Raw genomic sequence first — 19,784 nt, 5'->3', positions numbered from 1 at the left:
AAAATTGCCTCTTGCCTCAAAAGGCCGGGTTCTGTAGGCCTCCCGTCAGTCGGGGTGTAGCGCAGCCTGGTAGCGCATTTGTCTGGGGGACAAAGGGTCGCAGGTTCAAATCCTGTCACTCCGACCATTTCTCCCAATCTCTGAAGGACCAGCGGGATGAACGGTGCCAAGAGCGAACCGCTCACCGCCGAGTTCTCCCTCGTTGCTGATAGCCTGAAGCTCTGGGCCGAGACCGCAGGCGGCACTACCGTGCTGATCAACGTCTCGGAGAACCACACTTTCCGTATCGATGGCACCGGCGGTACACAGCACATACTGCGCCTCCACCGGCCGCACTATCAGTCGCGCACTGCCATCAACTCCGAACTCGCCTGGCTGCAGGCGCTCGCAGCGACGACCGATATCCCCGTGCCTAAGCCGCTGCTGGCCATCGACGGCGAGTTGCTGCAGGAAGTCGCGCCCGATCGATTTGCCGCGCTGTTCCGCTTTGAGCAGGGTCGCGAGCCGAAGCCCGATGAGGACCTTGCGCCGCTGTTTGCCGTGTTGGGCCGCTACGCCGCCACCGCGCATCTCCATATCGAAACCTGGGAACAGCCCGAGCGCTTCGTGCGGCCGATCTGGGACGCCATCGGGCTCCTCGAGCCCGCCGGCCTCTGGGGCGATTGGCGCAAGGCGCCACATGTCGAGGGCGAGGTGCTGGAGGATCTCCTGGCGCTCGATGCTGCGCTGCGCCAGCGCCTCCATGCCTACGGCACCGACATCGACCGCTTCGGGCTCATCCACGCCGATATGCGGCTGGGTAACCTTCTGGTCGACGAGGACCAAGTCACGCTGCTCGATTTCGATGATTGCGGCTTTGGCTGGTTTCTCTACGACCTCGCCGCCAGCCTCTCGTTCTTTGAAACTTCGCCGCAGGTCCCGGCGCTGATCCGCAGCTGGCTCACCGCCTATATGCAGGTGCGACCGTTGAAGACCGAAGACGTGGCGATGATCGACACGCTGATCCTGCTGCGCAGGATGGCTCTGCTCGCCTGGATCAGTTCCCACGCCGACACTGACCTCGCCAAGGCCCATGCCGATCGCTTTGCGGCTGACACGGCTGCCATGGCGCGGCGCTACCTGGCGCGCGGCTAGATCAGGGCAGCGTGTCGTTGCCTCTCGGCAGTGTTGGCTTTGCCGTAGGCTGCGGTGACGCCCCAGATCAGCCCGCCGACGAGGAAGAAGTGCCGCCAGTGGTCTATATCGATGATCGCGGCCTCGCCGGCCAATGGCACGAACACTGAAAACAGAGGGATCAGCAACAGGCGGTTCGGGCCTGGAATGGCGAGGAAGCGCGCGCCGCGCCAGATCGTGACCAGGACAAAGCCGATGAACGCCAGCCCGCCGCCCCAGCCATAGGCGTGGAGCACGTTGACGTAGGTATCGTGCGGCTCCTCCTTCACCCGCAGGTTGCGGAACTCGAGAGGGCCGAGCCCAAGCGGGTGCTCGAGTGCGAGATCAAAGGCATACCCCTGTCGGCCAAACCGTCCGCTCTCGCCGGTATCGTAGTTCTGTTCCTGGGTACGCTGCTCGATGAAGTTGCGGAACTGCGGGATCGAGAAGACGCCGACCCCCGCAACCACCAGCATCAATAGCCCCACTAGCGCGATGGTGAGCATCCGAACCTTGTCGCGCGCGTGGGTTTCGAGCGCGAACAGCAGCACGAACACCAAGGCGCTTGAAATCACAATGTGCCCCCAGGCGGCGCGGGAGAAGCTGGCGAACACGCCGACCAGCAGGATGCCATAAGCGATCGCCGCCCAGACCGCCCGCCTCGGCATTGCAACCAGCACCCGCTGCAGCGCGTACATTGCAGGCAGGATCAGGAAAGGGCCGTAGACATTGGGGTCCTTGAACAGCGCCTTGGCCCGGTCGTAGCGGGTAAAGAGGTCATGGCCGATGCCGAGATAGCCGAGCGTTCCCAGCACGGCCGAGATCAACGCCACCGCGAGATATGCCCCCATGACCGCCCGCATCCGGCTCTGCGGCGCATCGGCGACACAGTTGGCAATCCAGTAGGCGGTGAAGAACAGAAAGATCGTCACCGATTGGTAGATCAGCGCCTCGGGCACAGTGCTGTATCGCACCTGGAAGGCGGCGATGACGGCGAAGGGCACAAAGCTGCCCAGAAGCACCAGCAGGCCCAGCGTCGAGCGGTGGAGCTTGAACCCACTCAGCATGGAGACGCCCAGCACCAGAACGAATGCCAGTTCGTAGGGCGAGGGCTCGGCCATCACCATACCGCCGCTGAAGATCCAGACGCTGACCAAGGCGTGGAGCAGGGCGGCGATCCGCGTCCGCATCCACTCGGCACCCGCGAGCCGCGGGTCGGCGGTTGTGGCGGCAATGCTCACGTCAGAAGGCGTTCTTGCGCTGGGTAAACAGCGACACGGGCGTCAGCGCGACGATCTTGATGTCGAGCCAAAGCGACCAGTTTTCAATGTAGTAGAGGTCGTGATTGACTCGCTGCATGATCTTGTCGACCGTGTCGGTCTCGCCGCGCCAGCCGTGGATCTGCGCCCAGCCGGTCATGCCGGGCTTCACCCGGTGGCGGGCGAAATAGCCTTCCACGGCTTCGTAGTAGAGCTGGTTATCCGCCTTGGCCTGCAGCGCATGCGGGCGCGGCCCGACGATCGAGAGCTCGCCGCGCAAAACATTGAACAGCTGCGGAAGTTCGTCGATCGAGGTCTTTCGGATGAATTTGCCGACTTTGGTGACGCGCGGATCGTCCTTGGTCACCAGTTTGACGGCGTTGGCGTCGGTCATGTCCGTCCGCATCGAGCGGAACTTGTACATTTCGATCAACTGGTTGTTGAAGCCATGGCGCTTCTGCTTGAAGAACACCGGCCCCTTGCTCTCGAGCTTGATGGCGATGGCGGTCGCGATCATCACCGGGCTCAGAAGGACGAGCGAGACAATGGCTACGACCTTGTCGAACAACCACTTGAACACGCGGTTCCAGTCCGAAATCGGCCGGTCAGCCATATCGAACACGGGCACATCGCCGACATAGGAATAGGCCTTCTGCGTGAAGCGCAGCTTGCTCATGTGGGCCGAGAGCCGGATATCAACGGGCAAAACCCAAAGCTGCTTCAACATATCGAGGACGCGCGTTTCTGCCGATAGCGGCATCGAGACGATCACCAAATCGACGCGCGTGCGGCGGGCGAACTCGATCAGGTCGGAGACGCGCCCGAGCTTGGGGAGGCTCGCGACCGATTCCGGCGAGCGATCATCGTTGCGGTCGTCGAAGAGGCCAAACAACGTGATGTCGTCCGCAGCGCCAACGCGGATCGCGTCGATGAGGATTTCGGCGTCCTTGCCGCCGCCGACGATGACTGTCCGCCGCTTGAGTTTGCCTTGCGCCGTCCACCGGCGCACCAGCGTGCCGAGCGCAAAGCGGTAACCCGCCAGGATGATTGCGCCGGTCGCCCAGAACGCTACGATCCACGAGCGCGACAGCGCCTGACCGCCGTCGAACAGCACCACGAGCAGCGCCAGCGCCGCGAAAGCGCCAGTCCAGGCGGCTACGCTTTTCCAGATCTGCACGGTCACCGTGCGGAACGCGGCGATGCGGTGCATCCCCGCGATATTGAGCCCGAGATGCGCCAAAGCGACCACGGCAAGAGTGGTGATGGCATGGACAAGCGGATCGCCGCCGCCGAGCGCCATCAGACCAAAGCCAGCGAGAAGGAGAAGCGCAGCCTCGACGCCCTGCGCGACGCCGACGACAACGGCAGGGGAATAGGTCGGCTCAACCGGCCGCGCCGCGATCTCGATCGCCAGGGGCGAGAGTTCGGAGGGTTCCGCGCGTTTGGCACCCGTGCTGACATGGTCAAGGACAGCTTGCTTGGGGTCTAGTCGGAACATTGGTGGGGTCTGCCGATCTTTGAGTTCATCGAAAACTCTAGGAGGCAGGCGTGAACAGTCGGTGAAACCGGCGGTTAGTCTTGGCGTCTGGTTACCAGAACCTGACGATAGAGCGCCTCGATCTGATCCGCCATGTGGGCCACCGAGAAGCCGGCGCGGATATGCGCAAGGCGCAGTTCGGCCTCATGCGCAGCCGCAGTTGGGTCATCGAGCGCCGCCTGCATGGTGCGTTGCAGGGCTCCAGCATCGGCAGCGGGCAAGAGGCTTGCTGCGGTGGGGCCATAAATCTCGCTGACGCCGCCGACGTCGGTAGCAATCACCGGCAGGCCTGCCGCCGCCCCCTCGAGGATAACGTAGGGCAGGGACTCGGCAAGAGAGGGGACGACGAGGCAACGTCCAAGATGCAGCGTCGGCCGTGCAGGCTTCACGCCGAGCAGGGTGACGCGCTCTTGCAGCCCCAGGCTCGCAATCTGGGCCTTGATCGCCTCGAGCTCCGGTCCCCCTCCAGCCATGGCCAGCGTTGCCGGTCGCCCATCAGGAGCGCGCACGCCCACCAACGCGTCCAGCAGGAACTTGATCCCCTTGACCGGACGGAACTCGCCGATGAACACGAAGTCCGCCGCATCGGAATATGGCGTGATCGCTTCGAATTCGGCCGGTGTAACGCCGTTATGGATTACCGGATTGGGCGATTTGGGTACGCCAATCTGTTTGTGAAAGGCGCGTTGCGCAAACGCGCTCTCGAATACAAACGCATCCGTCACACCGATCAGCGCCCGCTCGATCAGCCGGAAGGCGACACCGGCAGGAGAGCCCGCCGCGTAGTTGAGCACCCCGCCATGCGGCGTATAGAGTGCGACACGCTGTTTTGCCCCGATCCGCGCTACGCGCGCGTTGAACCCACCCTTGGCGCCATGCCCGTGCAGCACATCGATCGCGAGCTTGTCCGCGAGCGCCCGGACCCGAAATGGCGTCGTGAGATCGCCGACCCCGAATACCCGCGGGATCGGCAGGGAGTGGATTCCGAGCGGTGACAGGGGCCTTAGCTTGCCCAGGCGCTCCTCTGTCAGGGCGTCGGTGTGGAGACTGTCGCCGACGATGCCAATCTGATGCCCGCGCGCCGCCAGCTCATGCGTCAGGTCGTAGACATGCCGGAACAATCCCCCGACCGGGGCACGCAGGATCTGCAGAATACGCAGCGGACGATCCGCCATCGACTAGAGCCAGCGTTCCGAAATCACCAGCGTATCGCCGGGGTAGATCGGGAAATCGAGATCGACGACGCTCTTGATCATCTCGGTGCCCTGGCGGCGATAGACGATCGCCCTGGTGCGCTCGGCCGTATCCGCGAACCCGCCGGCCGTGGAGATCGCGGCACGCACCGTCATGCCGTAGACATAGGGGAACTGACCGCCGTTCTTAACCGCACCCTGGATGAAGAAGGGCCGGTAAGTCTCGATTTCAACAGCGACACTCGGCTCCCGGATATAGCCCGCAGCGAGCGCCGCAGTGATCGCCGCCGCCGCCATTTCAGTGGTCTTGCCGCGCACCTTTACGAGCCCCACCAGAGGCATGGCCAATGCGCCGGAATCCTCGACCCGATAGCTCTTGGTCAGTTCCGGCTCGCCATAAACGGTGATGCGAACCACGTCGCCCGTATCGAGCGCATAAGGGCCCTTGGTATCAACCTGATAGGTCGACGGCCGCGCGCTCAGCGCACACGCACTCAGCGGCAGCACGAGCAACAGCAGCAGGAGGCGCAACCAACGCATGGGAATCTCGACACATGAACTCTCGCCCAAGTGTCGCCGCCTCATGGTTAATTTTCCGCTTATGTCGCCGGTGCGGATTCATCAAATTGCTACCCGGCTTAACTGAATGCTTACCACGTGCGCCCCATAGCTGAGGGGTAACGATAGGGGCGAAGCCCAATGATTCTTGCCGAAGAGCGCGCTGAAGATCTGCGAATGGATATCGGGGCGCTGCTTGGAGCGGTGCTGTCGCGCTGGCTGCGCATTTTCCTGGTGACGGCGGCGCTGCTCGTCGGCGTGGCTGGGCTGCTGATGTTCGTACCGCGTGTCTATGAGTCCTCGGCGAGCCTCTTGGTCGAGCCGCGCGACAACGTCTACACGCGCGCCGCCAACGAGTCGGCTGCCACCGACAACGGCGTCAACGCCGACGCACTGATGTCGAGCCAGATCGAGCTCATCAAGTCCCGCGACTTGCTGCTCGATGTGGTCGAGTCCGAAAAGCTGCGGTCGGTGCCGGAGTTCGCGAGCGCGGGCTTCTCGCTCACCGGCTTTGCCATGAACCTCGTGGGGCGCCGATCGTCCCAGAGCATCGACGAGATCGTCCTCGCCAATCTCGCCGACCGGATGACTGTCATCCGCGAACGCGATTCGTCGGTGATCTCGGTCTATGTACGTTCGACGGATCGGGAGCTGGCCCCGCGGATTGCCAATGCCATCGCCGCCGCGCATGTGAAGCGCCGCGCCGCGCAATCGATCACCGATACCGCTGAGGCCACGGTGTGGCTGCAGCAGGAGATCGAAAAGCTCCGCACCAAGGTGAACACCGCCGAGACCGCCGTCGCCAACTTCAAGGTCGACAACGACCTATTCATGGGCGCCAGCGCGACCCCCGTCACGGACCAGCAGCTCTCGACCGTTTCCACCCAGATCGCCGAGGCGCAGCAGCGCAAGAATGCTGCCCAGGCGCGCGCCGATCTGATCAACAGTCTCATCGCCTCCGGCAAGTCTATTGAAAGTGTCGCCGACGTGCGCGACTCGGTGGTGATCCAGTCGCTGTTGCAGACCAAGGGTAGCCTGCAGTCTGAACTGGCGCAGAAGTCCACTACCTTGTTGGCCAACCATCCCACCATCAAGGCGCTGAAGGCGCAGATTCGCGAGATCGACGGCCAGATCGCCGACCAGGGACGCCGCGTCGCGGCGTCTCTCTCGGCCGAGGCCCAGGCAGAGGATGGGCTGGAGCAAAAGCTCCGCGAAGACCTGACACGCGCCAAGCTGGCATCGTCCGATGCCACGCGTGGCAATGTCACCCTCGAAGGGCTGGAGCGGGAAGCCAAAGCGCAGCGCGACCTGCTGGAAAACTACCTCGCCAAGTATTCCGATGCAGCCTCGCGGTCCGCGTCCAACTCCGCTCTGCCGGACGTGCGGGTGATCTCCGATGCGGCGCCATCCATCGAGCCGGCCTCGCCAAAGGTGCCGCTGATCCTTGGCGCTGTCGGCTTTGTCGCACTGGCGCTGCAGGTTGGCATGGTGCTGTTCGGCGAGCTGATGTCGGGCAGGGCGCTGACCTCTCGTTATGAGGCTGAAGTCGATGCTGAAGTTGACGTACATACTGTGGCTGAGCCCGGGGAATCCGAGGCAGAGGACGTCATTGAAGAGGCCTCGGCTCCACTAATGGCAGAAACTCCAGCCGAGATGCAGCACATCGCCCCAGCAGTTCCGGTCGTCCCGTCCGAGTTCGAAGACGTGATCGCTGATGTCGTCAGTGGAAGCCTTCGAATCGTCCTTTTAGCCGGCCTTGGCCCCCAGGATGCAAGGCTTGGGGCTAGCGTGGAACTGATCGACGCCGCTATTGGCGCCGGGCTGAGTGCGGTGGCTGTCGATGCTGGCACCGCCCGCGTAACCCTCGACCCAGGCCTCTCAGACCTCAGCGCCGAACGCGCCGACTACGGTGACGTCGTGCAGCGGATCGACGATGTGCTGGGCGAGGTCAAATGGGGCCGGCTCGCTGCAATTGATCGCCGCTCGGCCCGGCCCAAGCTCCTGATCGAAGCGCTGGCCGACATCTACCATCTCGTCGTCGTGGATACCGGCGCGCTTGGAAAGGACTCCAGCCTGTCGCTGTTTGCCAGCAGTTCCGCCGCCGTGTTGCTGATCAGCGATACCAGTGTCAGCCCGGTTGTGTCGGCGGCGGCGCGCCGCGAGCTGACGGCCCAGGGGCTAGCCGTCCGCGCCATTCTCACTGTGCCGGATCGCTCGGCAAACGTTGCGTAGCAATGGCAGGACTCAAGCACACCGTCATTCGCGCTGCTCTTGAGGCCCTTTCGCTGTCGCAGATGACCCGGCTGGCAAGGCGGGTCACCAAGGCGCGTGGTGTGATCTTTACCCTCCACCGCGTGCTGCCAGACGACCCGGCGGATTTCTCCCCAAACGCCATCCTTCAGGTGAAGCCGGACTACCTCGAATACGTGATTCAACGCACGAGGAAGCTCGGCTACCAGATTGTGGATATTGATGAAGCGGTGCGTCGCATCGAATCCGATGTGCCCGAAAAGCCCTTCGCCGTTTTCACCTTCGATGACGCGTATCGAGATAACCTCACCTACGCCCTGCCGATTCTGCGCCGGCAGCAGTGCCCGTTTACGCTCTATGTACCGACGGCGCTGGTCGATGGCGTCGGCGATGTCTGGTGGCAAGCGCTGGAGGAAATCATCGCCGCTCAGAGCGCGCTGGCGGTTACCTACATGGGCGAGACGGAGTACCTACCCACCGCGAATGTCGAGGAAAAGCGCGCCGCCTTCGCTAATCTTTATCATCGCCTGCGCCGCATGCCCGAAGCCGACCGCGTCACGCTCATCCATCAACTCGCCACACAATATGGCTTTGATCTCAGCCGGCACTGTCGCGAACTGATCATGGACTGGCACGAATTGCGGATCTTCGCGTCGGAACAGTTGTGCACGATCGGCGCCCACACGGTGCATCACTATGAACTCGCCAAGCTCAACGCCGCCGATGCGCGCAGCGAAATGGAGCAGTCTATCCGCATCATCAAGGCACAGTTCGGCAAGGCGCCTGTCCATTTCAGCTACCCCTACGGGGGCGCGGCGTCGGCGGGTGAGCGCGAGTTCCAGTTCGCCCGCGACCTTGGGCTGCGCTCTGCCGTCACCACCCGGGTCGGCGGTATCTACGCCCGTCATCGTGATCACCTAGAGGCGCTGCCACGCGTCTCCCTCAACGGCAATTTCCAGGCGCGTCGCTACTTCGACGTCCTCGCAACGCCGGCGGTACTGTCGCTGGCATGAAACTAGGCTATGAAGCGGCCCGAGCCGCCCTGAAGAGAACCTCATGACCGATATGATCGTCGATGGCGCCCACCCGGTGTCAGGTACCATCCGCCCCTCGGGCAACAAAAACGCCGTGCTGCCGATGCTCTGCGCGACCCTTCTCACCGAGGAAGAGGTGACGCTGACCAACGTCCCCGAGATCAGCGATATCGACAAGCTCGTTGCTTATTTCCGCTCCAAGGGCTCGCGGGTTGAACGCGACCTCAAGGCGCAAACCCTCGTCATCCAGCACGATTTCACCGCTTTCGCCGCGACCGATGCCGACCTGCCGGTTGGTATCCGCGCCGCCGTGCTGCTGCTGGCACCGGTGCTGCTGCGCAGCGATCACCTGATCTTTGATACCGAGGCCAAGGGCTGCGCGCTGGGCGTTCGTGAGATCGATCCGCATCTCGACATTCTCGAGCGTTTCGGTGGCACCATTGCCTCGACGCACCCCTACCGCATCGAGCGGCGCAACCCCATAAGGGGCGCCGACATGTGGCCCGACTACGCCTCGGTCACCGCCACTGAGACCTTCGTGATGATCGCGGCTCTCGCTGAGGGCACCTCGCACATGAACAACGCGGCCTCGGAGCCACATGTGCAGTCCCTCTGCGACATGCTGGCCGCGATGGGTGCCGATCTCGACGGCATTGGCACCTCAAAGCTCACTATTCGCGGCGTCAAGAAGCTCGGCGGCACCGTTGCCCGTGTTCCCGATGACCACCACGAAGTCGCGACCTTCCTCGCCATCGGCGCAGTCACCGGCGGTCGGCTGACGGTCGAGACTGACATGGGCCCGCACATGACGTTGATCCTGCGCCAGTTCAGCAAGCTCGGCATGCAGTTCGAAATCGGCGAGGGCTCCGTCACCGTCACCGGCTGGACGCGCAGGATTACCGAACCCTTCACCGCCGAGATGCTTCCCAAGATCGAAGCAGCGCCGTGGCCCTATTTCCCTGCTGACCTGCTGCCCCATGCTATCGGCGTATCGGTCGGCTGCGTCGGCGACATCCTGTTCTGGAACAAGGTCTATGAGGGTGCGCTGGGCTGGAGCGCGGAACTCCTGAAGTTCGGCGCCCGCGTGCACCTCTCAGATCCGCATCGCCTGATCGTGTTTGGCGGCAATCCGCTGCGCCCTGCGACTGTCGAAGCGCCCTATATCATCCGCGTCGTCGTTGCGCTGTTACTCGCCGCCATCCAGATCCCGGGCGAGTCGTGCATCAAGAACGCCGATCCGATCCGCCGCGCCTATCCGCACTTTGTAGAAAAGCTGACGGCGCTGGGCGCCAAGGTCCACTGGGAGGATGCTGCGTAGCGTTTCCAGGAAAAGTGGCAACGGTTTTCCGGTTCGGAAACGCGGCAGAACAAGAGCCTACTCAGCATCTGGCCTGGACATCCAGCGGATGATCCATGCGGCCGGGAAGAACCAGCCCATCCCCATGATCGCGAAAAGCCCGATCAGCGCCCACCAGGCGGCGGCGCCCAGAAAGCTCATGTAGATCCACATGCCGCCGACCGACCAGGCGACGATGGAGACGAGCAGCAGCACTGTGCCGAGGAGTTTGCGGGTATTCTGGCTCATCGCTCTCTCGTGATGGGATGCGGCAACGCGACCATTGTCAGCCGCGGGCCATTGGCAGTAGCAGTCGCCGGTCACTAAGGAACGCATCTTGGCCATGAGCGCAACCGATCAAACCGTCATACCCGCGCCGGACCGTCTGGGGCCGGTTCGGATCTGGCTATACGTGATGGCGCTGCTGGTGCTGACCATGGTGGTCGTCGGTGGAGCCACCCGCCTGACCGAATCCGGACTGTCGATCACCGAGTGGAAGCCGATCTCCGGCGTTATCCCGCCACTGTCCGACGCTGATTGGCAGGCCGAGTTCGCCGCCTACAAGCAGATCCCCCAGGGCGTCCAGAACAACTGGATGGGCATCGAGGACTTCAAATTCATCTTCTGGTGGGAATGGGCGCATCGCCTGCTGGGACGCATCCTCGGCTTTGCCTTCGCCATTCCGTTCCTGGTGTTTCTGGTCCAGCGCCGGTTCACCTGGAAGCTTGCCGCCCCCTTGGCAGGCCTCTTCGTTCTCGGCGGCTTTCAGGGTCTGCTCGGCTGGTGGATGGTCTCATCGGGTCTCAGCCAGCTCACGTCCGTGTCCCAATACCGCCTGGCCGTGCACCTGTTTGCCGCCTCGCTGCTGTTCATCGCGCTGATCTGGGTCGCGCGCCGCCTTGAGCCGGCCCGCGCGGTTGCACCCCCCGGCTGGCCGGTCGCGGTGCTCTTACCTCTGATCTTGCTGCAGATCGTTGCTGGAGCCTTTGTGGCGGGCCTCGACGCCGGCATGGGCTACAACACCTGGCCGCTCATGGATGGTGCCCTGATCCCGCAGGGCCTCGATGCCATCGATCCGTTCTGGAAGAACCTCTTCGAGAACACGCTCACCGTGCAGTTCATCCACCGCACCATCGCCTATCTTGTCGTCTTGTATGCCGGCTGGCTGGTCTGGCGGCAGGCAAAGCGCGGCGGGTTCGACGGGGTGCATGGCTGGATACCGCGGATAGCCGCGCTCGTCGTCCTTCAGGTGGTCCTTGGCATCGGCACGCTCCTCATGCATGTCCCCATCTCCTTGGCGCTCGGCCACCAGGCTCTGGCCTTCATGCTCGCCGGTGCGGTAACTGCCTACCTGGCAGACAGCTCTCGGCGTACCTGAGCAATTTCAATGGCTTAATATGTGGTATCATAATACCAAAAGTATAAGATATTGATATATATAGCGAAAATCTTTCAGCTTGACGCATATGCGTTGCAAACGTATATCCGCGCCACGAATACGGGGCAGGGGTCAATCTGCCCGCTTTCAAGGAAAACCAAATGAGCACCTACACGGCCAAGCCGGACGAGATCCAGAAGAAGTGGATCCTGATCGACGCCAAGGATCTGGTGGTTGGTCGCGTCGCGTCCATCATTGCCATGCGCCTGCGCGGCAAGCACCTCCCGACCTTCACCCCCCATATGGATACCGGCGACCACGTCGTCGTGATCAATGCCGACAAGGTGAAGCTGACGGGCAAGAAGCTCGATCAGCGCAAGTTCTTCTGGCACACCGGCCATCCCGGCGGCATCAAGGACCGGACGCAGCGTCAGTTGCTTGAAGGTCGTTTCCCCGAGCGCGTGCTCGAGAACGCCGTGCGGCGCATGATCCCCGAGGGTCCGCTCGGCCGCAAGCAGTACGGCAACCTTCGCGTCTATGCCGGCGAGGCTCATCCCCATGAGGCCCAGCAGCCCGTCAAGCTCGACGTTGGCTCCTTCAACTCCAAGAACGTGAGGGTCAAGTAATGGCCGAGACCATCAATTCGCTCGAAGACCTCGGCGCCGCATCGGCCGCTGTTGCCGCTGCCAACCCGGCTCCGGTCCACGTTCAGAAGCTGGACGCACAGGGCCGTGCCTATGCCACTGGCAAGCGCAAGAACGCCATTGCCCGCGTCTGGATCAAGCCGGGCGCCGGCAAGATCACCGTCAACGGCAAGGACTTCAACGCCTTCTTCGCCCGTCCGGTGCTCCAGATGGTGCTGCAGCAGCCGATCGTCGCTGCCGCCCGCAAGGAACAGTATGACGTCGTCGCCACGGTTTCTGGCGGCGGTCTCTCCGGCCAGGCCGGTGCCGTTCGTCACGGCATCTCCAAGGCGCTGACCTATTTCGAACCCGAACTGCGCGGCGTGCTGAAGGCCGGCGGTTTCCTCACCCGCGACAGCCGTGTGGTCGAGCGCAAGAAGTACGGCAAGGCGAAGGCCCGCAAGAGCTTCCAGTTCTCCAAGCGCTAAGCGCTCTGGATCAGAAATGCGAAAGGGCCGGAGCAATCCGGCCCTTTTTGTTATCTGAAACCCGAGTAGAGCTAGATCCCTTTTGCAAAGAGCACAGCCATCTTTGTTACGAATGCAGTCAGGTTTTTGCGTTCGTTTGCGACGGAATACCGGGCGGCGAGATCTGCAATTGGCTGTTGGAATGCCTCAGCATTGGCATCTGGATGCGCGATTTGATGCAGGACCTCACGTTCAATGGCGTCGGCAAAGGCCATGATGTCCCCTGCGTGGATCTCCTCGAACAGTGGCTGCTTCCAATACTCGCGCCCACCCTGGCCGGTGTAGCCAATCACCTTGTTGCCAGCCATTGCGGCTTCCACGGGGGGAAGCCCGAACCCCTCGAAGTTCGAAAACGACATAAATATCTTGGAACTGCCAAGCAGCTTGGCAACACCCTGCTGATCCAGCCCGTCGATTTGGACGAACTTGAATCCTTTGAGATTCCGCGCCATCAGGTGCCGAATGACCAAACCGGAGTCATAGGGCAACTTCCGCGGCATATAAGATACGATGTCTGACTTTTGCGCGGAGGGCGCAAAAATATTAGGATCAATAGAATAATTTACGTAAGATATCTTATCTGCGACCGAAGGAATAACCTTTGCAATGGTCTCATTAATCAAGTTACTCGTCGAAAGGACAGCAACTGCGCCTTCGTACACGGGCGGTACCTGCACATTTGGCGGGAAGTTATTGAAAATATAGTAGCCGTTTTGAACCATGATGGCATAGCGGACTCCCTGCTGGGCGGCCAAAGGTGCCCAGGTTGGTGCGATGACCTCGGGAATGACGACCAAGTCCGTGAAGCGGTTGAAGACGTTGTCAGTTTTGATGGAGAGCCCCTCTCTCGAAAAGAGCGGCGGCGACGCAAACGGCCCAATGAAGAATATGTCAGACTGAACCTCGCCGCCTGAAAGCTCATTTACGAGCCGGCTGTGGCGAAGGAGGTAGTTGATGCCACCAGATGGTTTGGGCTCTGGTGGGCAAAAGTAGGTGATCTTGCGGAGCGTAGAGGCGGCCAAGTTGACTCCCCGGCTATAGGAGGGCGGGTAGGGATGCAGGGGTCCTACCTCGGAAGATTGTCCCAAAGAAGCTCTATTTGCGACAGAGGGGGAGGGCCTGCCCCTTGTCGCTCACCCTTGTCCGGGCTAACCGTGTTCCCCCGAACCGAGCGCCCCATGACGACGCCCCGCACCATCCTCATCGTCACTGATGCATGGCATCCGCAGATCAACGGCGTGGTGCGTTCGATCGAGCTTGTGGCGCGGGAACTTGAGCGGCGGGGGATCGTCGTCAAGCTCCTGACCCCGGCCGAGTTCAAGACCTTCCCGATGCCTGGCTATGGCGAGATCCGGCTCTCCCGCACGCTGATGCGACCGGTCTTTGCGCGAATTGAGGCGAGCGGTGCCGATTCTATTCATATCGCGACAGAGGGCCCGCTGGGGCTGATCGCGCGCCGGTGGTGCCGCCGGAATCGCTTCCCGTTCGCCACGGCCTACCACACCCAGTTCCCCGAATACCTGCGCGCCCGCCTTCCGGTTCCGTTGCGCTGGTCCTACCGGTTTCTGCGCTGGTTCCACGGCGCGGCAACCTGGTGTCTCGTGGGAACGCCGCACCTCAAGACGCTGCTTGAGCAGCGTGGTTTCACCAACGTCGCGGTCTGGACCAAGGGCGTCGATACCGGGCTGTTTCACCCAGACAAGCGCGCCCCACTGCCGTATCCGGGGCCGGTGTTTCTTTATGTCGGCCGCGTCGCGGTGGAAAAGAATATCGACGCATTCCTGCGGTTGGAGTTGCCCGGAACCAAGCTGGTCGTCGGCGGCGGGCCGAGCCTCGAAAAGCTGCGAGCCGAGCACCCTCAGGTGGTCTTTCTGGGCCCCAAACAGGGAGAGGACCTCGCCCGGCTGTTTGCCGGCGCGGACGTTTTCGTCTTCCCCAGCAAAACCGATACGTTTGGTCTGGTGCTGCTGGAGGCCCTGGCGAGCGGCACCCCCGTCGCTGCCTACCCTGTCACTGGCCCGATCGACGTGATCGGCAACGCGCCGGTTGGTGTGCTCGATGAAGACCTGCGCGCTGCCGCGCTCAAGGCACTTGATATCCCACGGCAGGCCTGCAGGGACTATGCAGAGCTATTTTCCTGGGCTGCCAGCACCGACCAGTTCCTCAGCTTTCTGCCGGTGGCTGAGCACCCCACCGACAGAAACGACTGATGAACTCGGCCCCAGACCGGGCCTTCTCTCTTGACCCGCTACCCTTTCCGCCCCTAAATCGCGCCATGACTCAGGGAGTAGCAGCGCTGTCCGCCTGGCCCGGCTTTGCCGGTGCGGCGCTTTTGCGCGCTCGGGCCGCCGCTCTCTAGCTCTCCCTGCGCGCCGCAATGCGGCTGGGGAGGGCGGAACAGCAAGCCAAGCCAGCGGTCCTTGTGGATCGTTTAACCGAGTCAAAACCATAATTCCGCGATAATCCCGGCGCCCAACAGCAACGTGCCGATGCGTCAGCTGCGTCGCGGTCCACCGAGGTTCACATGAACGACGATTTCCACCGTATCCGCCGTCTGCCGCCCTATGTTTTCGCGCATATCGACCCAATCAAGGCCAAGGCGCGCGCCAACGGCGTCGATGTCATTGATCTGGGTATGGGCAACCCCGACATGCCGACCCCGCAGCACATCGTCGACAAGCTCAAGGAGACGGTGAACGACCCGCGCACCCACCGCTATTCCTCCTCGAAGGGCATCCCGGGCCTGCGCAAGGCCCAGGCGAGCTACTACGGCCGACGCTTCGGCGTGAAGCTGAACCCCGACACCCAGATCGTTGCGACGCTGGGTTCGAAAGAAGGCTTCGCCAACATGGCATCGGCCATCACCGCGCCGGGCGACGTGGTGATGGTGCCCAACCCGACCTATCCGATCCACTCGTTCGGCTTCATCATGAGTGGTGGCGTGGTCCGCTCCATGCCGGCTGATCCGAATGAGGATTTCATGCGCTCGCTCGATCGGGCGGTGCGTCATTCGATCCCGAAGCCGATCGCGCTGGTGCTGAACTACCCCGCCAACCCGACCGCCTACACGGCGACCCTCGATTTCTACAAGGAAGTCGTCGCCTATTGCCGGGCCAACAGCATCTTCATCCTCTCCGATCTTGCCTATTCCGAAATCTATTTCGACGGCGAAGTGCCACCCTCGGTGCTTGAAGTGCCCGGCGCCATCGACATCACCGTCGAGTTCACCTCGATGTCCAAGACCTACTCGATGCCCGGCTGGCGCGTTGGCTTTGCGGTCGGTAATGAACGCCTGATCGCGGCGTTGGCACGGGTGAAGTCCTATCTCGATTACGGCGCCTTCACCCCCATCCAGGTCGCCGCCGCCGCAGCGCTGAATGGCGATGACTCTGTCATTTCCGAAGTCCGCCAGATTTATCAGAACCGCCGCGACGTCATGGTCGAGAGCTTTGCCCGTTCTGGCTGGAACCTCCCGTCGCCGAAGGCCACCATGTTCGTCTGGTCTCCCATCCCTGATCAGTATGCACACCTCGGCTCGCTCGAATTCGCCAAGCTGCTGATCCAGGAGACTGGCGTTGCCGTCGCCCCAGGTGTCGGCTTCGGCGAGTACGGCGATCAGTATGTGCGTCTTGCACTAGTCGAGAACGAACAGCGCATCCGTCAGGCCGCCCGCAACATCAAGAAGTTCCTCGCCGGCTCCCCGAGCCTCGGCAATGTTGTGCCACTGCCGGTCGCCAAGTAAGCAGGTAGGGGAGTTCAACTCTCCTATTGACGCGTAGGCCACTTCCTATTCATAGCTCTCGGACCCTGTCCGAGAGCTTTTTTCATGAGCGATATCCAGTCCTTCCGCCAAGCCGTCGAATCCTTTATCGCCGCCCGCGGCTGGACCCCGACCCGCTTTGGACGCACCATCGCTGGCGATCCGCTCTTCGTTTTTGACCTGCGCGAGGGCCGCGAGCCGCGTTCCGATACCCGTACCCGCATTCTCAAGCAGATGCAGGAGCATGCCGACGCCGCGCTCGAGGCGCCGCTCAGGATCGGCGTCGCCGGTCTCGGCAACGTCGGCGCCACGCTGGTGCGCATCATCCAGAAGGACGGGCTGGAGCTCAACCGCAAGCTCGGCCGCAAGATCGTTGTCACCGCCGTCTGTGCCCGCTCACGCAGCCGGGACCGCGGCATCGACGCTTCGGAACTCGAGTGGTTCGACGATCCGGTGGCGCTGGCCAAATCCGATGGCATTGATTTGTTCGTCGAACTGATCGGCGGCGAAGATGGTCCCGCCCTTGCGGCCGTCAAGGCGGCCCTGGAAATCGGTCGCCCGGTGGTCACCGCCAACAAGGCGCTGCTCGCCCGGCACGGCGTGGCGCTGGCCAAACTGGCCGAGGAATCGGGCGCACAGCTCGGCTTCGAGGCGGCGGTGGCGGGCGGCATTCCGGTGATCAAGACGCTGCGCGAGGGCCTGGGCTCCGCGCGGATCGCCCGCGTCTATGGCATCATGAACGGCACCTGCAATTACATCCTCAGCCGCATGGGCAACGAGGGCATCAGCTTTGCCGATTGCCTCAAGGACGCGCAGGCTTTGGGCTATGCCGAGGCGGATCCCGCCTTCGACGTCGAGGGCTTTGATACCGCCCACAAGCTCGCCATCCTCGCGAGCCTCTGCTTCGGCTGTGAAATCGCGCCCGACGAAATCTTCGTCGAAGGCATCACCTCGATCAGCCAGGCCGATATCAAGGTCGCAGGAGACCTTGGGTACAAGATCAAGCTGCTCGGCATTGCCCAGCGCTCGGCCGACGGTATCGACCAGCGCGTGCATCCCACCCTGGTGAAAAAGACCTCGGCAATTGCCGGCGTCGATGGCGTGCTCAACGCAGTCGCGCTTGAAACCGACCACGTGCATGAACTGCTGCTCTCCGGTCCCGGTGCCGGCGGACCGCCCACGGCGTCCTCGGTTCTGTCCGATATTCTCGACATCGCCCGCGGCACACGCGTGCCGCCGCTGGGCGTGCCGAGCGCCGAACTCACGCCCTACCGCCAGGCGCCGATGCGCGCCCATGAAGGCGGCTACTACATCCGACTAAATGCCAAGGATGTGCCCGGGGCTTTAGCAGCTATTGCTTCTCGTATGGGTGAAGCGGGCATTTCGCTCGAGAGTGTCATCCAGCGTCCGGATTTGCGTGTTAGCGATCCGGCCGCGGCGGGCGTCGAAACCCGCACGGTGGTGCTGCTCACGCACTCCACCATGGAGCAGACTGTTCGCGACGCACTTGCGCGGATCGCGGGCGACGGGTTCACTGTCGGCGATCCGCAAATGATCCGGATCGAACAACTCTAGTCCAAGTCCCCTGCGGCGGGGCAGGGGGATTGATGAAGCTCAACAAGTCCGAAAGCGATCAACGCCAGGCCGCGATCGATCGCAGCCTCACACTCGAACTGGTGCGCGTCACCGAAGCTGCTGCACTCGCCGCCGCCGAGTGGCGCGGCAAGGGCGACGAAAAGGCTGCTGATGCCGCTGCCGTCGAGGCGATGCGTGCCGAGATGGGCCAGGTTCACATCGAGGGCCGCATCGTCATCGGCGAAGGCGAGCGCGACGAGGCGCCGATGCTCTTTATCGGCGAGGAAGTTGGCGCGGGCGACGGCCCCGCCGTCGATATCGCCGTCGACCCGCTCGAGGGCACGACACTGTGCGCCAAGAACCAGCCGGATTCGATCTGCGTGCTGGCGATGGCCGAACGCGGCGGGCTGCTGAATGCTCCGGACGTCTACATGCACAAGATCGCCATCGGCTCAGGCTACCCGGCCGGCCTAGTAGATCTCGACCAGAGCGCCATGCAGAACGTTAACGCGCTCGCCAAGGCCAAGGGCGTGCCGGTGCACGAGATCACCGCCTGCGTTCTCGATCGCCCGCGCCATGCGCAGTTGATCGATGACCTGCGCACAGCAGGCGTTGCCATCAAACTCATCTCCGATGGTGACATCGCCGGCATCATTCATGCGGTGAACACCGAAGATACCGGCATCGATATCTACCTCGGCTCCGGTGGCGCGCCCGAGGGTGTGCTGGCTGCAGCAGCGCTGCGCTGCATCGGAGGGCAGATGCAAGGCAAACTAATCCTAGACAGCGACGACAAGCGCGAGCGCGCCCGTCGCATGGGCATCACCGATCCCAATCGAAAATACGCGGTCAACGAACTCGCCTCAGGCGATGTGCTCTTTGCCGCCACCGGCGTCACAGATGGTAGCCTGCTCCAGGGCGTCCGCTACCGGAAGGGCTCTGTCAGCACCAATACGGTTGTCATGCGCTCCTGGAGCCAGACGGTCCGCTGGATCACGGCGGAACACCGCCGCTAGCATAAGCGCTTGCTGGCATTGCGTGCCCGCCGCTACGCCTGACATAGTCAAGGCTGGCGGAGGGCCAGACGATGAACATCGATAGCGAGGTGGCCCCATTCGTGGTGCGCCACGATGAGGACCGGTTTCTTGCGCCGGTAAGCTTTCTGAACGGCCGATTCGACCTGAAGATATCGGGCCGCGACACCGGTGGCGCGCTCTGTGTCATCGATACGATCCGCCTGGGTCGCGGCGGCCCGCCGCTGCATCTGCATCACGAACAGGACGAGTGGTTCTTTGTTGAGGAGGGGCGGTTTCTGTTCCAGATCGGCGACCAGGCTTATGACCTTGGCCCGGGTGACTCGATCTTCGGGCCGCGCAAGATTTCGCACGCCTTCGTCAATCGCAGCGAGACCGGGCGGCTGATGGTCGCGTTCCAGCCGGCGGGCACCATGGAGGCGTTCTTTTCGGGCGGCTCCCCGCATCCGCTTTCAGAAGAGTTCAAGATCCTGAGCCGCCAGCACGGCATGGAAGTCGTCGGGCCACCGCTCCGGGCCGACTAAAGAAAAGGGCTCCCGAGACGATCTCGGGAGCCCAATTGTTTTTC

At 62.7% G+C, this 19,784-nt stretch carries 18 protein-coding genes and 1 tRNA gene; 13 read left to right on the top strand and 6 right to left on the bottom strand.

The features are described from left to right. The first annotated feature begins 50 nt into the window (after positions 1–50). Both ACO06J_RS08320 and ACO06J_RS08315 read left to right on the top strand, forming a co-directional pair. A tRNA-Pro gene (locus tag ACO06J_RS08320) sits at positions 51–127 on the top strand. Between the two features lie 29 nt (positions 128–156). Next, the gene (locus ACO06J_RS08315; RefSeq protein WP_421760232.1) at positions 157–1,134 is read left to right on the top strand and encodes a phosphotransferase enzyme family protein; all 978 of its coding nucleotides are present in this window, start codon (positions 157–159) and stop codon (positions 1,132–1,134) included. On the opposite strand, the gene ACO06J_RS08310 is transcribed toward ACO06J_RS08315, so the two are convergent. The 4 genes from ACO06J_RS08310 to ACO06J_RS08295 form a co-directional block, all read right to left on the bottom strand. Then, positions 1,131–2,393: an O-antigen ligase family protein gene (locus ACO06J_RS08310; protein WP_421760231.1), complete on the bottom strand. Its 1,263-nt coding sequence runs from the start codon at positions 2,391–2,393 to the stop codon at positions 1,131–1,133. The genes ACO06J_RS08315 and ACO06J_RS08310 overlap by 4 nt on opposite strands. A 1-nt stretch (position 2,394) precedes the next feature. Then, positions 2,395–3,909: an undecaprenyl-phosphate glucose phosphotransferase gene (locus tag ACO06J_RS08305; protein ID WP_421760230.1), complete on the bottom strand. Its 1,515-nt coding sequence runs from the start codon at positions 3,907–3,909 to the stop codon at positions 2,395–2,397. Between the two features lie 74 nt (positions 3,910–3,983). Further along, on the bottom strand, positions 3,984–5,123 hold the full coding sequence (locus ACO06J_RS08300; protein ID WP_421760229.1) for a glycosyltransferase family 4 protein: 1,140 nt from the start codon (positions 5,121–5,123) through the stop codon (positions 3,984–3,986). Between the two features lie 3 nt (positions 5,124–5,126). After that, positions 5,127–5,681, bottom strand: a complete 555-nt coding sequence (locus ACO06J_RS08295) for a polysaccharide biosynthesis/export family protein (RefSeq protein WP_421760228.1) — start codon at positions 5,679–5,681, stop codon at positions 5,127–5,129. A 159-nt stretch (positions 5,682–5,840) separates the two neighbouring features. Between ACO06J_RS08295 and ACO06J_RS08290 the strand changes: the two genes are divergently transcribed. From ACO06J_RS08290 to ACO06J_RS08280, 3 genes are read left to right on the top strand one after another with little or no spacing between them, the layout of a single operon-like run. Next, on the top strand, positions 5,841–7,931 hold the full coding sequence (locus ACO06J_RS08290; RefSeq protein ID WP_421760227.1) for a GumC family protein: 2,091 nt from the start codon (positions 5,841–5,843) through the stop codon (positions 7,929–7,931). 2 nt (positions 7,932–7,933) lie between these two features. Next, complete coding sequence (locus tag ACO06J_RS08285) at positions 7,934–8,962, top strand: polysaccharide deacetylase family protein (protein ID WP_421760226.1); 1,029 nt, start codon at positions 7,934–7,936, stop codon at positions 8,960–8,962. Between the two features lie 43 nt (positions 8,963–9,005). After that, positions 9,006–10,301 carry a UDP-N-acetylglucosamine 1-carboxyvinyltransferase gene (locus ACO06J_RS08280; RefSeq protein ID WP_421760225.1) on the top strand — a complete coding sequence of 432 codons (1,296 nt, stop codon included), beginning with the start codon at positions 9,006–9,008 and terminating at the stop codon, positions 10,299–10,301. A gap of 57 nt (positions 10,302–10,358) precedes the next feature. Here the strand turns inward: ACO06J_RS08280 and ACO06J_RS08275 are convergent, their stop codons facing one another. After that, a complete protein-coding gene (locus ACO06J_RS08275) occupies positions 10,359–10,568 on the bottom strand; it encodes a DUF2842 domain-containing protein (RefSeq protein ID WP_421760224.1) in 210 nt (69 codons plus the stop codon). Positions 10,569–10,662: 94 nt separating this feature from the next. Between ACO06J_RS08275 and ACO06J_RS08270 the strand changes: the two genes are divergently transcribed. The 3 genes from ACO06J_RS08270 (at position 10,663) to rpsI (ending at position 12,808) form a co-directional block, all read left to right on the top strand. Then, the gene (locus ACO06J_RS08270) at positions 10,663–11,697 is read left to right on the top strand and encodes a COX15/CtaA family protein (protein ID WP_421760223.1); all 1,035 of its coding nucleotides are present in this window, start codon (positions 10,663–10,665) and stop codon (positions 11,695–11,697) included. 161 nt (positions 11,698–11,858) lie between these two features. Beyond that, positions 11,859–12,323 carry a 50S ribosomal protein L13 gene (gene rplM / locus ACO06J_RS08265; RefSeq protein WP_421760222.1) on the top strand — a complete coding sequence of 155 codons (465 nt, stop codon included), beginning with the start codon at positions 11,859–11,861 and terminating at the stop codon, positions 12,321–12,323. Beyond that, complete coding sequence (gene rpsI / locus ACO06J_RS08260) at positions 12,323–12,808, top strand: 30S ribosomal protein S9 (RefSeq protein WP_421760221.1); 486 nt, start codon at positions 12,323–12,325, stop codon at positions 12,806–12,808. Before rplM ends, rpsI begins: the two co-directional genes overlap by 1 nt. Before the next feature lie 71 nt (positions 12,809–12,879). Here the strand turns inward: rpsI and ACO06J_RS08255 are convergent, their stop codons facing one another. Continuing rightward, complete coding sequence (locus tag ACO06J_RS08255) at positions 12,880–13,869, bottom strand: hypothetical protein (protein ID WP_421760220.1); 990 nt, start codon at positions 13,867–13,869, stop codon at positions 12,880–12,882. A gap of 156 nt (positions 13,870–14,025) precedes the next feature. On the opposite strand from ACO06J_RS08255, the gene ACO06J_RS08250 reads away from it, so the two are divergent. From ACO06J_RS08250 to ACO06J_RS08230, 5 genes are all read left to right on the top strand, one after another. Further along, positions 14,026–15,057, top strand: coding sequence for a glycosyltransferase family 4 protein (locus ACO06J_RS08250; protein ID WP_421760219.1), 1,032 nt, complete (start codon positions 14,026–14,028; stop codon positions 15,055–15,057). 314 nt (positions 15,058–15,371) lie between these two features. Further along, positions 15,372–16,589, top strand: coding sequence for an LL-diaminopimelate aminotransferase (locus tag ACO06J_RS08245; RefSeq protein ID WP_421760218.1), 1,218 nt, complete (start codon positions 15,372–15,374; stop codon positions 16,587–16,589). Between the two features lie 252 nt (positions 16,590–16,841). Then, a complete protein-coding gene (locus ACO06J_RS08240; protein ID WP_421762471.1) occupies positions 16,842–18,182 on the top strand; it encodes a homoserine dehydrogenase in 1,341 nt (446 codons plus the stop codon). Between the two features lie 32 nt (positions 18,183–18,214). Beyond that, positions 18,215–19,198 carry a class II fructose-bisphosphatase gene (gene glpX, locus ACO06J_RS08235; RefSeq protein ID WP_421760217.1) on the top strand — a complete coding sequence of 328 codons (984 nt, stop codon included), beginning with the start codon at positions 18,215–18,217 and terminating at the stop codon, positions 19,196–19,198. A 71-nt stretch (positions 19,199–19,269) separates the two neighbouring features. Continuing rightward, positions 19,270–19,740: a cupin domain-containing protein gene (locus ACO06J_RS08230; protein WP_421760216.1), complete on the top strand. Its 471-nt coding sequence runs from the start codon at positions 19,270–19,272 to the stop codon at positions 19,738–19,740. The last annotated feature ends 44 nt before the right edge of the window (positions 19,741–19,784 follow it).

The organism is Devosia sp. (assembly GCF_965229025.1).
Lineage (GTDB): Bacteria > Pseudomonadota > Alphaproteobacteria > Rhizobiales > Devosiaceae > Devosia_A.
The sequence above is the reverse complement of the archived record's forward strand: the minus strand, read 5'-3'. Positions and strand labels throughout refer to the sequence as shown.

Excerpts from the sequence above, each read along its gene's own strand:
- ACO06J_RS08295 (WP_421760228.1), bottom strand. The coding sequence starts at position 5,681 with ATGCGTTGGTTGCGCCTCCTGCTGCTGTTGCTCGTGCTGCCGCTGAGT.
- ACO06J_RS08250 (WP_421760219.1), top strand. The coding sequence starts at position 14,026 with ATGACGACGCCCCGCACCATCCTCATCGTCACTGATGCATGGCATCCG.
- ACO06J_RS08245 (WP_421760218.1), top strand. The coding sequence starts at position 15,372 with ATGAACGACGATTTCCACCGTATCCGCCGTCTGCCGCCCTATGTTTTC.
- ACO06J_RS08305 (WP_421760230.1), bottom strand. The coding sequence starts at position 3,909 with ATGTTCCGACTAGACCCCAAGCAAGCTGTCCTTGACCATGTCAGCACG.
- glpX (WP_421760217.1), top strand. The coding sequence starts at position 18,215 with ATGAAGCTCAACAAGTCCGAAAGCGATCAACGCCAGGCCGCGATCGAT.
- ACO06J_RS08280 (WP_421760225.1), top strand. The coding sequence starts at position 9,006 with ATGACCGATATGATCGTCGATGGCGCCCACCCGGTGTCAGGTACCATC.
- rplM (WP_421760222.1), top strand. The coding sequence starts at position 11,859 with ATGAGCACCTACACGGCCAAGCCGGACGAGATCCAGAAGAAGTGGATC.
- ACO06J_RS08270 (WP_421760223.1), top strand. The coding sequence starts at position 10,663 with ATGAGCGCAACCGATCAAACCGTCATACCCGCGCCGGACCGTCTGGGG.
- ACO06J_RS08300 (WP_421760229.1), bottom strand. The coding sequence starts at position 5,123 with ATGGCGGATCGTCCGCTGCGTATTCTGCAGATCCTGCGTGCCCCGGTC.
- ACO06J_RS08290 (WP_421760227.1), top strand. The coding sequence starts at position 5,841 with ATGATTCTTGCCGAAGAGCGCGCTGAAGATCTGCGAATGGATATCGGG.
- ACO06J_RS08275 (WP_421760224.1), bottom strand. The coding sequence starts at position 10,568 with ATGAGCCAGAATACCCGCAAACTCCTCGGCACAGTGCTGCTGCTCGTC.
- ACO06J_RS08230 (WP_421760216.1), top strand. The coding sequence starts at position 19,270 with ATGAACATCGATAGCGAGGTGGCCCCATTCGTGGTGCGCCACGATGAG.
- ACO06J_RS08285 (WP_421760226.1), top strand. The coding sequence starts at position 7,934 with ATGGCAGGACTCAAGCACACCGTCATTCGCGCTGCTCTTGAGGCCCTT.
- ACO06J_RS08315 (WP_421760232.1), top strand. The coding sequence starts at position 157 with ATGAACGGTGCCAAGAGCGAACCGCTCACCGCCGAGTTCTCCCTCGTT.
- ACO06J_RS08240 (WP_421762471.1), top strand. The coding sequence starts at position 16,842 with ATGCAGGAGCATGCCGACGCCGCGCTCGAGGCGCCGCTCAGGATCGGC.
- rpsI (WP_421760221.1), top strand. The coding sequence starts at position 12,323 with ATGGCCGAGACCATCAATTCGCTCGAAGACCTCGGCGCCGCATCGGCC.